Annotated in this window: 13 protein-coding genes; 6 read left to right on the forward strand and 7 right to left on the reverse strand. The window is 70.5% G+C overall.

The window, feature by feature from the left end:
- Nucleotides 1-18: 18 nt before the first annotated feature.
- The gene (locus ACZ562_RS15640; RefSeq protein ID WP_471178487.1) at nt 19-1269 is read right to left on the reverse strand and encodes a choice-of-anchor Q domain-containing protein; all 1251 of its coding nucleotides are present in this window, start codon (nt 1267-1269) and stop codon (nt 19-21) included.
- Between the two features lie 834 nt (nt 1270-2103).
- Here ACZ562_RS15640 and ACZ562_RS15645 point away from each other — a divergent pair.
- Entirely contained in the window at nt 2104-4131 is a 2028-nt protein-coding gene (locus ACZ562_RS15645; RefSeq protein WP_471178489.1) for an FUSC family protein, read from the forward strand.
- 53 nt (nt 4132-4184) lie between these two features.
- Here ACZ562_RS15645 and ACZ562_RS15650 read toward each other — a convergent pair whose 3' ends face one another.
- On the reverse strand, nt 4185-4778 hold the full coding sequence (locus ACZ562_RS15650) for a DUF2867 domain-containing protein (protein ID WP_471178492.1): 594 nt from the start codon (nt 4776-4778) through the stop codon (nt 4185-4187).
- A gap of 94 nt (nt 4779-4872) precedes the next feature.
- On the opposite strand from ACZ562_RS15650, the gene ACZ562_RS15655 reads away from it, so the two are divergent.
- From ACZ562_RS15655 to ACZ562_RS15665, 3 genes are all read left to right on the forward strand, one after another.
- The gene (locus tag ACZ562_RS15655) at nt 4873-5430 is read left to right on the forward strand and encodes a TetR/AcrR family transcriptional regulator (RefSeq protein ID WP_471178494.1); all 558 of its coding nucleotides are present in this window, start codon (nt 4873-4875) and stop codon (nt 5428-5430) included.
- 287 nt (nt 5431-5717) lie between these two features.
- Nucleotides 5718-6773, forward strand: coding sequence for a PP2C family protein-serine/threonine phosphatase (locus tag ACZ562_RS15660; protein WP_471178497.1), 1056 nt, complete (start codon nt 5718-5720; stop codon nt 6771-6773).
- A gap of 105 nt (nt 6774-6878) precedes the next feature.
- A complete protein-coding gene (locus tag ACZ562_RS15665) occupies nt 6879-7319 on the forward strand; it encodes an OsmC family protein (RefSeq protein ID WP_471178500.1) in 441 nt (146 codons plus the stop codon).
- Between the two features lie 28 nt (nt 7320-7347).
- Here ACZ562_RS15665 and ACZ562_RS15670 read toward each other — a convergent pair whose 3' ends face one another.
- The gene (locus ACZ562_RS15670) at nt 7348-8241 is read right to left on the reverse strand and encodes an oxygenase MpaB family protein (protein ID WP_471178502.1); all 894 of its coding nucleotides are present in this window, start codon (nt 8239-8241) and stop codon (nt 7348-7350) included.
- A 162-nt stretch (nt 8242-8403) separates the two neighbouring features.
- Here ACZ562_RS15670 and ACZ562_RS15675 point away from each other — a divergent pair, with 162 nt between their 5' ends.
- Nucleotides 8404-9201 (forward strand): VOC family protein, encoded by a 798-nt coding sequence (locus ACZ562_RS15675; protein WP_471178505.1) that lies wholly within the window; start codon nt 8404-8406, stop codon nt 9199-9201.
- Between the two features lie 57 nt (nt 9202-9258).
- Here the strand turns inward: ACZ562_RS15675 and ACZ562_RS15680 are convergent, their stop codons facing one another.
- The 4 genes from ACZ562_RS15680 to ACZ562_RS15695 all read right to left on the reverse strand — a co-directional run bounded on the left by ACZ562_RS15680 (nt 9259) and on the right by ACZ562_RS15695 (nt 12653).
- A complete protein-coding gene (locus ACZ562_RS15680) occupies nt 9259-9693 on the reverse strand; it encodes an ATP-binding protein (protein ID WP_471178507.1) in 435 nt (144 codons plus the stop codon).
- 191 nt (nt 9694-9884) lie between these two features.
- The gene (locus tag ACZ562_RS15685; protein WP_471178510.1) at nt 9885-10934 is read right to left on the reverse strand and encodes a hypothetical protein; all 1050 of its coding nucleotides are present in this window, start codon (nt 10932-10934) and stop codon (nt 9885-9887) included.
- Nucleotides 10935-11119: 185 nt separating this feature from the next.
- A complete protein-coding gene (locus ACZ562_RS15690; protein WP_471178513.1) occupies nt 11120-11386 on the reverse strand; it encodes an HPr family phosphocarrier protein in 267 nt (88 codons plus the stop codon).
- A 31-nt stretch (nt 11387-11417) separates the two neighbouring features.
- Nucleotides 11418-12653 (reverse strand): PTS transporter subunit EIIC, encoded by a 1236-nt coding sequence (locus ACZ562_RS15695; protein ID WP_471178516.1) that lies wholly within the window; start codon nt 12651-12653, stop codon nt 11418-11420.
- A gap of 287 nt (nt 12654-12940) precedes the next feature.
- Here ACZ562_RS15695 and ACZ562_RS15700 point away from each other — a divergent pair, with 287 nt between their 5' ends.
- Entirely contained in the window at nt 12941-13669 is a 729-nt protein-coding gene (locus tag ACZ562_RS15700; protein ID WP_471178518.1) for a GntR family transcriptional regulator, read from the forward strand.
- Nucleotides 13670-13990: the final 321 nt, after the last annotated feature.

Genomic DNA, 13990 nt, shown 5'->3' on the forward strand with positions numbered 1-13990 from the left:
CCGGTGCTGGGTCGGGGATCAAGGCGTGTGCTCGTAGGCGCCGATGTCGCAGGCGGCGCCCTGGGGACGGGTGACGCCGCGCTGATCCGTGGCCGGGCAGCCGTCGGCCGCGTCCAGGGCGGGGCTGCCCGGCAGCAGTGCCGCGGTGTTCGTGGGGCCGCCGTTGTCCGCGAGCGGTCCGATCAGCGGCTCACGGCTGGGCAGATCGCCCCCGGCGGTGAGCCGGCAGCTGCCGTCGCCGTCGATGTTGTGGCCCAGCGACGCGATGGTGGCGAAGGCCTTCGCGCAGTCGGCGGGCGCGCCGTCGACGGTGTTGCCCGCCACGACGGAGTTGCGCAGTGCCAGGCGCCCCAGCGGCAGATCGATGACGTCGGGGAGGGGCGCCGGCAGGCTGTCGAGGTAGGCGGGCGCGATGTTGATGCCGCCCCCGGCGTCGCTGGAACGGTTCCCCGTGATCGTCGAGTTGAGGATCTCCACCGGCCCCAGGCCGCGGATGTCGATGCCTCCGCCGTAGCCGCCGAGGCTGCCGGGGCGGTCGCCGGGGTTCGTCACCCGGTTGTCGGCGATCGTCGAGTTCGTCACGGTGCCGCTGTCGTCGAATCGGATGCCCCCGGCCTCTCCGGCGGCGTTGGCGCTGACCGTGCTGTCGACGAGATCCAGACGGGAGTCCGGGACATTGAAGATGCCGCCGCCGTAGCCGGCGGAATTCCCGGTCACGGCGACCCGACGCAGCGTCAGATGCCGTCCGTTGGCGATGCCGCCGCCACCGGTGTCGGTGAAGGGCAGTTCGCGCTGTCTGGCCCTTCCGCCGGTGATGGTCACATCGGACATGTGTGTGTCCGCCCGCAGGCGGAAGACCCGGTCCAGGTGGTCGGCGTCGATGACGGTGCTCCGCGCACCGGCGCCTCTGATCGTGGTGGGTGCGTCGACGTTCAGGTCGCCCGTGGTGGGATCGGGATGGTCGCCGGTGATCAGCCGGGGGTCGGGCGGGATCGTCAGCCGGTAGTGGCCGGGAGGCAGCGTGATGGTGCTGCCCGGCCGGGCGTTGGCGGCCATCACCGCGGCGCGCAGGCTGCACGCGCCGGACGCGGTGAGGCACCGGCCGTCCGTCGGGTCGGCGTCCACCGCGTCGGACGTGGTGTCCACGGAGAACTCCGCAGGCTCGGTGGCCGCGGGCGCGGCGGCGGATGGGGCGGCGGCTGCGAGGTTGGCGGCGGTGGCGAGGACGACGATGGCGGCGAGTGCCGCCGGGGTGGCACGGACCCTCATGCGGTGAGCTCCCCTCGGCGAGGAAGGTGGGGGCTTGCGAGGACTCGGCTTTGCGAGGACCTCGGGCTGGTGCGGGGGGCGGGGAACGCGGCCGGGGCGGGCGGTCGGCGGGAACAAGCCCCCGGTAACCCGGGTCTCTGTAGCGAGCGTTCCATTCAGAGCGGTCTCTGTCCACGGACCGGGCAGGAGAATGGCCGAATGGCGGCGCCGCCGCCGCGCGGGCAAGAAGTCCCTTGGAAGTCATGGGCGTTGGCCGTTCGGATCAGCCGGCGGGCGAGCCGGAGTGGGACGACGGCGGACGCACCGGTCAGGCGTCTCCCGCGCGGACTGCGTGGGCGCCGCATCGGGGGCGATGAGCAAGGGGGGCGGGAAACAGGCCACGCACTCTGTGGGTCTTCGCGGTCCCGCTTGCCGCGGCGGTAAGGGAGTCGGCACTTGAAGGCGCGCCCCTCAGCCTGCCCGTCGGCACTCCGTGACTGATGGCGGGCCCACCCCCTGGCGTTGTGCAGGCGAGCGCGACCGCGACATGCCGATCTCAGGCCCGGGACCGGGCCGCGGACGCTGCCGCGCACGCGGCGCCACGCCACGGCGCGCGGCAAGCCCTTGCACGCCGTTGTGCCGTGCGGCCGCGGCGTGGGGGTCCGGATGAGAGGGCTCCGGGATGCTCCTGGGTGCCGAACGCCGCGTTCGTCGCTCTGGCATGCACTTCACCTGCAGCGGTCCGACAATGGTCCAAGGCAGGCATGACGCGACGACGCCGGGATCACTGCGCCTGCCGCCACCGCGACAGCAGTGAAGCAGCCGGAGGCGGGGATGGTCCGCGAAGTGGCTCGGATGACGGTGCTGCGTCGGGCGGCGCAGACCACGGTCGCTGCCAGTGCCGGGTTCTACATTTGTCTGTACGGATTCGAGCAGCCCGTGGCGGCGCTCTACGCGCTGTTTGCCCCGATCGCGTTGGGGCCGCTGTCCTCTATCGCCGGAGCCGGCCGGCAGCGGGCGGAGGTGATGCTGCGCGCGCTGCCGTTCGGCCTGATGCTCGTCGCCCTGGGCACGGCACTCGCGGCAAGCACCTGGGCGGCTGTGGCCGGGATGGCGACCGTCGGGTTCGTGCTGGGTTTCGCCCCGGTCGGCGGCCCTCGCAGCGCGGGGGCGGCACCGGGCCTCCAGCTGTTCTACATCCTGGCGTGCTTCCCGCCCTACGCCCCGCAGACACTGCTGTCCCGGCTCGCAGGGGCGGGCGTGGGCGTTCTGGCGCTCGCCGCCTGCAGTTCACTTCTCTGGCCCGGCAGGCCTGCGCCAAGCTATCGCGTACGGCTGGCCGACGCCCTCGAAACAGCCGCTGCCGCCGCGGTCGGCCGCGTTCCTGTCGGACACCTTCGTGACCGGGGGGAGCAGCTGAGGTTGTCGAACGTGCCACCAGGCAAGCGCCCTACGGGTCCGGGGCGCAAGGACCGGGCGCTGACCCAGGCCGGCGCGGAGTCCCGCCGTCTCCTGGAGGGGCTCGCCGAACTGTCGGCGCGGCACGGTGCCGCGCCGGTCACCGACCCTTCGTGCGACGACCTGCTGTCCCGTGTCGCGGACGTGTGCGCGTCGGCCGGCGCGGCACTACGGGCCGGCGCCGGGATTCCGTCGGTCGTGCCCCTGGAAGCGTCGATGGAACATCTTCAGGCGGAACGTACCCGGCGGAGCGTGCCGCCTCAGCGGTCGGACATCGGCGTACTGCGGAAACAGTCCGCTGTGCTCGAAGTCGCAGCGGCCGCATGGGTCGCGGTCACCGCACTGGGCATCGCGGAACGCGGGCGGACGCCACCGCCGGCCGCGGGGGATGTGTTCTGGTACGCCGACCTGGCCCCGCACAAGCTGTGGGCCCGGCGAATCGGCGCCAATCTCACGCGGCGTTCGGTGTGGTTCCAAAACGCGCTACGGGTGGCACTCGGACTGGCAGCGGCCCGGCTCGTGGCAGGCACGCTCGACCTCGCCCATGGGTTCTGGGTCCTGCTGGCGGTGCTGACGTTGGGACGCACCACCGTGGGGGCGACGTGGGGCGCGGTTCGGCAGGCGATCGTCGGCAATCTGGTGGGGGCTGCGGCTGCCGGCGTCCTGCTGCTGACTGTGGGACAGCATTCGGACGTCTATGCGGCCCTGCTCGTACCGGTCATGCTCATGGCGTTCATCCTCGGGCCGCTCCTGGGCATCGTCTGCGCACAGGGCCTGTTCACCTTTCTGGTGGCCCTCGTGTTCGCCCAAGTCACACCGGTGAACTGGCAGTTGGCCGAAGTACGTCTGATTGATGTCGTCACCGGCAGCGTCATCGGTCTGCTGTGCGGACTGCTGGCCTGGCCGGCCGGTGGGCAGCGGGAGGTCCGCCGCACGATGGCCGATCTCCTCCGGGCGTGCGGAGCCCTCATCCCGCCCACCGCCGATCTGCTGACGAACCCCTCGGCATCACGCACAACGCTGCCGACCCTGCCGCTGCTGCACCGTCTGCGGCTGGCCGAGGCGGCGTACGCGCAGTACCGCAACGAACCCAGCAGGGCCCAGGAGCATGCGCCCGCCGACTGGCACGCGGTCCTCATCGTCGCCCAGCAGACACTGCAGGGCACCCATCGCCTGCTGCGCTTCGACCTCACCTCGTCCGGCCCTCCGCCCGACCCGGTGCGCCGGGCAGGCGGCGCCGAGCCGAACCGGCCGGAGCCGGTACCCGACGGTGGACGGCCGACGCGCACGGTGACGGAACAGGCAGTGGTGCAGCCCGTGCTCGTGGATCTCGATGCCTGGCTGACCGGCATAGCCCGCCGGCTCGACCGAATCACCGCATCGGTCCCGACGTCCTGGATCCGGAGCACCGGCCCGCCGGGCTGAACGGCGGCCGCTCGCGCTCGCCCGGGCGATGCGCGACCCTCCGCTGGGCGTCGTCAGCCCCCTTTTCTTTCGGCGGTTTTCGCCTGCCACGTGCGTCCCATCGCTCGAATCAGCGCCGGATACACGCCCACGTACCGGAAGGGCTTGATACCTGCCATGTACACCGCGCCGAGAAGTCCGTTCGGCTTCACCAGGACGGCCATCTGGCCGCGGTAGCCACCGGCCCCGTCCGGCACCCAGCTGATGTGCATCACTGCATGCACGGTCCGGTTGGCTGTCTCGGCCGCCCACTCGTCGTGCAGTTGGTAGACGGAGGTGAACGGAACCGAACGGGGGTCGGGCCCCCGCGGGGCCTCGCGGAGGTCCGCCGGCAACCGGTCACGCAGCGTCCGCACCCGGGCGCCGACTCCGGCGCTGGGCTTGTCCCAGCCGAGCAGCCGTCCGAGCCTCCAGCGGAGCGCGAAGAGCATGCGGTACGCCGGGGAGGAGATGTCGTCCGTGCCGTTCGCGATCTGATGCACCAGGTACGGGAGATCGTCGGGGCCGCCTGGTGTCGGCAGCGCCCACACGTCCTCGACGTGGAAGTCGCGGGCAATCTCGTGGATCCGCCAGGGACGGGACGTGTGTGCGGTCGAAGGGAGTCTCATGAGCCGGCCCCTATCTATACGATGCCGTATAGATGAAGGCTAGCCCTGTCTATACGCCTTCGTATAGACAGGGGCCCGTGAGGGGAGACACATCATGGCCCTTGCCCGCACGCCTCGCCGCAAGTGGGTCGAGGAGGGACTGCGGGCGCTCTCCGCCGGCGGTCCGGGGGCTGTCCGGATCGAATCGCTGGCGCAGGCACTCGGCGTCAGCAAGGGCGGCTTCTACGGGTACTTCCGCAACCGGGGCGCACTGCTGACCGAGATACTCGACACGTGGGAGCGCGAGGTCACCGAGGCGGTGATCGAGCGGGTCGAGAGCGGCGGCGGAGACGCCAGGGCCAAGCTGGGGCGCCTCTTCACGATCGCCGGGTCCGGCGACAGTCCGCTGACGGGCACCACCGCCGAACTCGCGATCCGCGACTGGGCCCGGCGCGACGAGGCCGTCGCTCAGCGACTCCGCCGCGTCGACAACCGGCGCATGGAATACCTGCGCTCCCTGTTCGCCTCCATCTGTTCCGACGAGGACGATGTCGAGGTCCGCTGCATGATCACCTTCTCGCTGCGGATCGGCAACCACTTCATCGCCGCCGACCACGGCGCACGCAGCCGCGCGGAGGTGCTGGAGCTGACGAGGAAGTGGCTCCTGAGGTGATAGATCATGGGCAGGGAGGCGTCCATCAGGACTATGGCACCGCAGGGCGCCCGCCGTGATGTCTCGCGTTGGCACCCCGTCTCGCGTTGCCACCCCGTCCGGAAGAGTCGGATGGTGGTTGAGGAGGCACTCGTTCGCCGACCTGCCGTCTGCCCCGGTCGCCCGGTGGCCGACGCCCGCGCGCGGGCGGCCGCGAGAGCGGAGAAAAGGTGAGCACGACAGGTCCACATGCCCCGGACACGGTGAGCAGCCGGAGTGGAGGAGTCAGGTCCCTCTCCTGGCGGGCCATGGTGTTCTGGCTCGCGGGGTTCACCGCGGCCCTTGTGGTGAGCGGCGTCGGCTTCGGCCGGGAGACGCGACTGGCGCCCTTTCTCGTCGTCCTTCCCGCGCTGATCGCCGGGCGGGGCACCGTTCGGCAGACCGCCGTAGCCTCGGTCTGGGTGACGCTGGTCATCATCGGCTCTCTGATCGACAGCCCACTGGAGACGGCCGGGGCCAATCTGGTGGTGGTCGTGTTCGCGCTGGTGTTCAACGGCCTGAGCGTGGCCCGTGCGGCGCAGCGGATCCGCCGCGAAGGAGAGATAGCCCGGCTGAGGTCCGCGGCGGCCGCTCTGCAGCGCCAGATTCTGCGGCCGTTTCCCCTCGTGACCGATGAGCTGCTCGTCCATGGGCTTTACGAGCCCGTGGAGGAGGACAGCCGGGTCGGGGGCGACATCTACGAGGTGGTGGCCTCGCCGTACGGCAGCCGCGTCTTCATCGGTGACGTGCAGGGCAAGGGCCTGCCCGCCATCGGCGCCGCCTACGCCGCGCTGAGTGCTTTCCGCGAGGCCGCCATGGCGGAGCCGACGCTCACCGGCGTGGTGGACCTTCTCGAGGAGGCGGTTCTGCGGCACAACTCCTTTGCCGAGCACGTGGGTGAGCGTGAGCGCTTCGTCACCGGTTTGGTTCTCGGCATCGGCTCCGAGCTGGAAGTCCAGGCGGTCAACTGCGGTCACATCCCGCCTCTGCTTCTGCAAGGCGAACACGCCGGGCCGCCGCTCCAGGACGAGCCGAGTGTCCCGTTGGGCCTCGACTCCCTGGCTCCGGCGCCGCGCACCGTCGAATGGTTCGCCTTCCCTCTGGACGCCGCTCTCCTGTTGTGCACGGACGGCGTCACCGAGGCCCGCGACCCCTCGGGCAGGTTCTATCCGCTGGAGGAGCGTGCCGCGGCCTGGGGGAGTGTCCCGGCCGGCGAAGTGGCGCCGACCCTCTACCGGGAGCTTCACCGGCACACCGCCGGGGCGCGCAGTGACGACACCGCTGTCATGGTCCTCCGCAGGAGATCGGCGGCCGGAGCGCACTGACGGGCGCATCCCGGCTTGGCCTGGGGGACCTGGATCCGCCATGACCTACCGCTTCACGGCCCGATTCCCGGGTGGTCTGCGCAGCGCGACACTACTGTCGTCGGCATGACCGAGAACACCCTGCGGTGTGTCACCATCGAGCGGACCGGCACCGGCCACTTCACCGCGTCGAACGCTCGCGGTGGCACGATCGACTTCGTCACCGGATCCGACCCCCAGGACGGCACCGGCTTCACCCCTGTCGAGCTCTTGCTCGCCGCGATCGGGGGCTGCACCGCGGCGGACGTCGACGGTGCGACCAGCCGCCACGCAGAGCCGACCAGGTTTGCCGTCACCGTGACCGGCAACAAGATCAGCGACGAGCTCGGCAACCGGATGACCGACCTCGTGGTCACCTTCGCCGTCGCCTTCCCGGACGGCGACAACGGCGATCGCGCCCGCGTCATCGCTCCCAGGGCGGTCAGGGTCTCCCACGACCGGCTCTGCACGGTCAGCCGCACCGTCGAGATCGGCACGCACGTCACCGCGACGGTTGCGGACGCCTGAACTCTGGCGTCAGCCGGCCTCGGCCACCTCATGCAGTGCCGACGGCCGGTCCCGGGCTCGGGGGCGGAGAGGTCATGGCCCATCGGATGGCGCCGGTCAGGGCGTGACCGGCCAGCGGTACGGCGGTGTCCTCGATCACCGGTACACGCCAGAGCCTCAGCGGACCCCGCGCCCACGGCGGAAGACCGGCCACCGCGTTGGCCGCGAGCACGCCGTAGGCCGGCCGCGCCGCGAGCGGCAACGGCGGCCGGACGAGGATGAAGCGCGCGGCGGAGCGAGCCTCCGGCGTGACCCGCAACTCCGGCCGGTAGGAGGCCAGCCGTGCGGCCAGTTCCGCCCGGTTGCGCGGAGGATGGATCACTCCCAGGGCCGTTGCCACACGGGCCGTGTCCGCGACGTACGCGTCATACCCGGCCGCGTCCAGCGGATGGGCGCCGTATCGCTGGTGAGCACGCAGGAAGCTGTCCGTCTCGGCGGCGTGCACCCAGCCGAGCAGATGTGGGTCCGCCGCGTGGAAGGGCTCGCCCCTGTCGGTCACGCCCCGCACCCTCTCGTGGATGGCACGCACACGGTCGACGGCATGCTGGGCGTCGTCGGCCGTGCCGAAGGTGGTCACGGCGAGAAACGTGCTGGTGCGCTGGAGTCTCCCCCATGGATCTCCGCGATAGCCGGAATGCGCGGCCACGGCGGCCATGGCAAGGGGATGCAGGGACTGCAGCAGCAGAGCGCGCAGTCCTCCGATGAACATCGACGCGTCACTGTGCACCACTCGGATGGGCCGGTCGGGGCCGAACCAGCGCGGTCCCGCCCTTTCGTGGATCCGTGCGCGGTTCTGGGGCCCTTCGGGGCCCGCGACACGGCTGAAGAGTGCCCCGCCGAGCCGTTTCCGCAAGGAGGAAACGGCAGCGTCGTACGTTTCCATGTGACCAGTGTCCTGCATGCCTCACCCCACCCAGCGGGCGGCGCCCGAAGGAGTGGTCGTCGTCCTGGCGGGACGCTCATATCAACGCAGCGTGGTCGGCGGGCGCTTGTCGGTGCCGGGTGTCACGCTGAGGTCACAAAGGATCTGCGAAAGGGAATCGCCATGATCACCACTGACTTCGCGCCCGGCTCCCCCTGTTGGCTCGACCTCGGTGCCCCTGACGTCCGGGCCGCCGCGGCCTTCTACGGCGCGGTGCTCGGCTGGGACTACGAGTCCATGGGGGAGGGGGAGGACATGGAAGGCGGGATGTTCCGGAAGGACGGCAAGATCGTCGCCGGGCTCGGCAGACTCACCGAGGAGGGCGCGCGCTCGGCCTGGATGATCTACTTCAGTGTCACCGACGCGGACGCCACGACCCAGGCCGTGGAGAGCGCGGGCGGCACGGTTCGGGTGGCGCCGATGGACCTCGACAACTGGGGCCGGATGGCGCAGTACAGCGACCCGCTGGGGGGACAGTTCGCCGTCTGGCAGCCGGGGGAGAACAAGGGTGCCGAGCTTGTGGACGAGTCGGGCTCGCTGTCCTGGGTGGAGCTGTACACGAGCGACGGTGCGGCCGCGAAGGAGTTCTACGGCAGCGTCCTCGGCTGGCAGTTCAGCGCCATGGAACTGCCGGGCGGCGGGGGCACGTACACCCTCATCACGCCCGGCGGGCTTCCCGAGGAGCGCATGCACGGCGGCCTCATGGAGGTCTCCAAGGAGGACCTCGCCCTGGCGAACGGGCGGCCGTACTGGCACCCCGTCTTCGCCGTCGCCGACTGCGACGCCGCGGTCGCCAGGGTCACCGAGAACGGCGGCAGTGTGCAGATGGGTCCGGTGGACGCGGAGGGTGTCGGCCGGCTGGCCGTCTGCCTCGACCCCTCGAACGCGGACTTCGTGGTGCTCACCCCGGTGCGGAGCTGAACCGCGTCGGCCCAGGCCGTTCGAACGGCGGGCCGGGGTCATCGCCACAGAGAGCCTTCAAGCGGCAACCTCTGCCCAGTGTGTGGCGCCTTGTGCATGGGTGTATGTGCCCTGCCGCGTGGACACGGCCGCGACGATGTTCAGGCCGCGACCGTGTTCGTCTTCCGGTGCCGGCGTCGGGGGAGCTTGCCTGGGCCCGCCGTCGGTGACCTCTACGCGCAGGCCGATCGGTTCGTTGCAGTGGATGTGCAGGGTGGCCGGCGGCAGTGCGTGGAGCAGTGCGTTGGTGATGAGTTCCGAGGCGACGAGCAGGGCGGTTTCCATGGAACTCTCAGGCGTGCGCTGTTCTGTCAGGAAAGCCTGCACGCGGCGACGTAGGCGCGGCACCACTGCTGTGTCGGCGCTGTCCAGCGCGATGGCCAGGCAGGCCGCGGCCACGCCGGGCGTGCGGCCGGGACTGCGTGATTCGCCGCGGTTCAAGCCGTCGGACACCGCCGAGGCCCCGGTGGGTGCCGTCGATGGTCCTCGCTGAGGGGGCGCTTGAAGTGGCATGACGGGCCTCGGCTTTTGATCGACAACTGGTAATAACCAGATATGACCAGTTTGGGTAAGTTGGCGTCGCCTGTCAACGGGAAAGGAGTGCCGAAGTCGGCTCATGCCGTGGAACGGACAGCGAAGCGCCGTCAACGCCGCTGTGCGGCTCGCCGGGCTCGGTGGGACCAGTCGCGGAAGACTTCCAGGGGCTCACCGTCTTCGTGCCAGGGCCAAGAGGTGACCACGGGGCCGATCGCCTGGAACACCGGCAGTGCCTCGCGCAGGCGAGTGGCTTTGGCCAGCACGTAGGCGAGGAGATTGAGGTCGGCGAGCGCCTCCGCGTGCGCGAGGTGACCCGGTTGCGGCCAGGCGGCAAGGGCCTCGTCGACCAGAGCGCGCTGGTGGGGTTGATCCCAGTGCCGGTGTGCGGTCAGTCCTGTGATGCCTCCGGCTTCCTGCAGGACGAGGTATTGGGCGAGGCTGGTGGTGAGTGACAGTGCGGCAACCGGCGAACGCGCTGGCGCCTGAGCTCGGACCGCGTCCGCGAATTGCAGCATCCCCGCATGAGAGCCGCATTCACGCGGGGACAGATAGTGCAGCACTTGCATATGGGCTTCGCGGTTCCACGGGTCCCTCGCCTTGACCGCCTCCCATGCCCATCGCACATGGGCGCCACCGGCCCGGGTCAACCGGTAGCAGGTGAGCATGGCCACCCAGGGCGCCGGGTCGGCCGGAAGGAGCTCGGCCGCTTGCCGTCCCAAGGCGAGGACCGGGCCGAGATCATGCGCCGCACCGTCACCGGAGCACTGCGCGAGCCAGGCATTGGCCTGGAAGAGCAGGGCGTCGGGGCAGTCCGGGCGCCGGGCACGCCAGAGGCGGGCCAGGATGGGGGCTTGCGGGAGCGAGCTGAGGACCAGCAGGCGGTGCATGCGCCGGTCCCAGTCACTGCCCGGCTCACGCAGCGCCTGTTCGATGGGGTAGGTGAGGGCGCCGCGGTCGTTGGCTTCCGCGAGGTTGTCGCCCTGGGCGGCGATCTGGGCTTCCAGATGGGACACGGCTCGACTCAGTTCGCTGTCGTCCAGCTCGGGCACGAGGCGGCGTGGTGGTCTTCGGCTTCCCTGGCGGAACCACACGGGGTCGTTTCCTTCTCTGCGGACGGCCGCGGCAGTCGCCGGTACGACTGCCGCGGTCCGTGTCATGTCGGTGAGTCAGCGGACGAGGCGACGTCGACCTCGGTCCAAGAGGCCGTGCGGGACGGCCTGCACGCGGGCCTGCGGACCGGATCCCGCCGCCAGAGGGGAGGAGCCGGCGGCCAGGCCGAGCGTGCGGACGCCGTCGCGTAGTGCGCGACGCACGAGGACAGGAGTGGGGCCCGTTGTCACCGTCACGTGTCGAGCTCCCGGGTCAGCAGCTGTGCCAGTTCGTCCAGAGCGGCCTCGGCTTGGTCGCCGTCTGCCGTGAGCGTGACCCGGTCGCCGTACCGGGCGCCGAGCGTCATCACGCCCAGCAGGCTGTTGGCGGCGACCGGTTCCTTGTCGCCGACGGCGATGGTCACGGGGACGGGTGCCTGGCCGGCGGCCTGGACGAAGGTGGCGGCGGGCCGGGCATGAAGGCCGCTGCGGGAGCCGATGACTACGACGCGCTGCGCCATGGGCGGATCCTTTCGGAGGGCGGGAGTGGCCTCAGGAGGAGGCGGGCTCGGTCTGGTGCTGCTCGGTGGCGTCGTCCTCGCGGCCGGGGGTGCGCAGGTTCCAGCGGCGGATGACGAAGCGGAACAGCACGTAGTAGAGGGCGGCGTAGGCCAGGCCGATGGGCAGGAGCATCAGGGGATGCGTGGCCTTGCCCCAGTTGAGGACGTAGTCGATGAGGCCGGCGGAGAAGGTGAAGCCGTCGTGGATGCCCAGGGCGTTGACCAGGGCGAGAGAGGTGCCGGTCAGGAATGCGTGGACGAGGTACAGCGGCCAGGCGACGAAGAGGAAGGAGAACTCGATCGGCTCCGTGATGCCGGTGAGCAGGCTGGTCAGGGCGGCGGAGAACATGATGCCGCCGACTGCCTTGCGCTGCTCGGGCCGTGCTTCGCGCCAGATGGCCAGGGCGGCGGCGGGCAGGGCGAACATCATGATCGGGAAGAAGCCGGTCATGAAGATTCCGGCGTCGGGATCGCCGGCGAAGAAGCGGTTGAGGTCGCCGTGGACGTTGTTGTAGTCGCCGAGGATGAACCACACGACGGAGTTGAGGATGTGGTGCAGGCCCAGGGGGATCAGCAGCTTGTTGGCCATGCCGTAGATGCCGCCGCCGATGACGCTGTTCTGATCGACGGCTTCGCCGACGGCGGTCAGTCCGTTGTTGAACAGCGGGTAGAGCAGGCTCATCAGGACACCGACGACGAGGGCCGTGACGGACATGATGATGGGCACGAGCCTTCTGCCGCTGAAGAATCCGAGGTAGGGCGGGAGCGTGGTGCGGTAGAAGCGCTGCCACAGCACGGCGGACAGCAGGCCGATGACGATGCCTCCCAGCACCCCGAAGTTGATGGTCGCCTGCGCGCCCGACGGGTCCTTCTCGCTGTGCAGGACGATGGGGGACATGGCGGCGAAGACGCCGTCCAGAACGAGGTAGCCCACGACCGCGGCCAGGGCGGTCGAGCCGTCGGCCTTCTTCGCGAAGCCGATGGCGATACCGACCGCGAAGATCAGCGGCAGGTGGGTGAAGAGCGCGCCTCCGGCGGAGGAGATCACCGACGCTGCATCCTTCAGGCCGGCGAAGCGGCCCAGCACGTCGTCCTGCCCCAGCCGCAGCAGAAGCCCGGCGGCAGGCAGTGTCGCGATCGGCAGCATCAGGCTGCGGCCGAGTTTCTGCAGGCTTCCCAGTCCGGAGCGACGGGAGGAGGTGGCGGGGGCGGATGTGCTTGCACTCATGACGACCTCGATGGGTGTGCGTGCTGGAGGAGACGGCCGCGGCAGACGGCGGGGCCGGGTCCGGCAGTGAGCGACGCCGGAATGAAAGTGGACCGTACAGGTCCTGTCTGGTTATGACCAGTGCCCTGCCAGAATTACCCCGCGGCTCAAGAGGTGTCAATGCCGTGGTCGCGCGACGGCGTCATGCCGTGCACTGGCTTGCCGCTTAGCGGCGAGCCGCCCCGGGGGTGCATACTGGTCATGACCAGTGCAGCGGCGCTCCGGCGCACTCAGTCAAGGGGAACCCCATGGCACGACAGCAGCAGATCGACGCCAAAGGCGTGCTGCCCAAGCACGCCCAGCTGCGCGCCATCCTGGTTGACATGTGCACCAACCAGCTCGCCCCGGGCGATGCGCTGCCCAGCGAGCGCCAGCTGTGCATCGACCACGGCGTGAGCCGCGTGACCGTCCGGGAAGCGCTGGGGCAGCTCGTCGCCGAGGGGCTCGCCGTCAGGGTGCACGGCCGCGGCACCTTCGTGGCCGAGCGGGCCCACCGCTCCGAGCTGCGTCTGGCCTCCTTCCATGAGGACATGCGCCGTCTCGGCCTGGAGCCGGGCACCGTGGTGCTGTCCGTCGGGCGCGACACGCCCTCTGCCGCCACCGCTGCGGCGCTCCAACTGCCGGACGGACGGCAGACCTGGCATGTGCGTCGCCTCAGGCTCGCTGACGGAACCCCGATCGCCGTCGACGACGCCTGGTACGACGCCGAGCTGCTTGCGGACCTCGACGAGGTCGACTTCACCGTTTCCATCTACGAAACCCTGGCCACGCGCTACGGCCACCCCGTCAACCGGGCCGAGCAGACGGTCGGTGCCGGAGCGGCGTCCTCGGAGATCGCCGCAGTGCTGGGAGTTGTCAAGGGTGCGCCGGTGATGACCTTCGACCGCATCGCCTACAGCGGCAAGCAGCCGATCGAGCACGCCTACACCTGGTTCCGTGCCGATCGGTACAAGGTCCACATGACGCTCGCCGACTAGGACCTGTCCGGGCGATCTCACGGCGGAGGAAGGCGGCGGCGCCCTGTCGGTTCCGGTGAGCGGGGTGTGGTGCGTGCGGCTGCGAGGCGGAGGAGGGCGTCGACGCGGAGCGTCGGCAACCGACGACAACGCGGCAGATGTGCGTGCCACACCCCGCGTCTCCGCCGTGGTCGGCCGGACGGGTCCTAGGTGTGCTCGCTCATGACTTTGGTGACAGTCGGCTGATCAGGGGCCGGCCCGCGAGGCGGTGTGTCGGCGTCGAGTGTTGTGGAGGGGGGCGGGTTCTGCGGCTGCCGAGCCGCGGGCTGCGCCGCTTGTGAC

This window comes from Streptomyces sp. NPDC040410, from assembly GCF_055595715.1.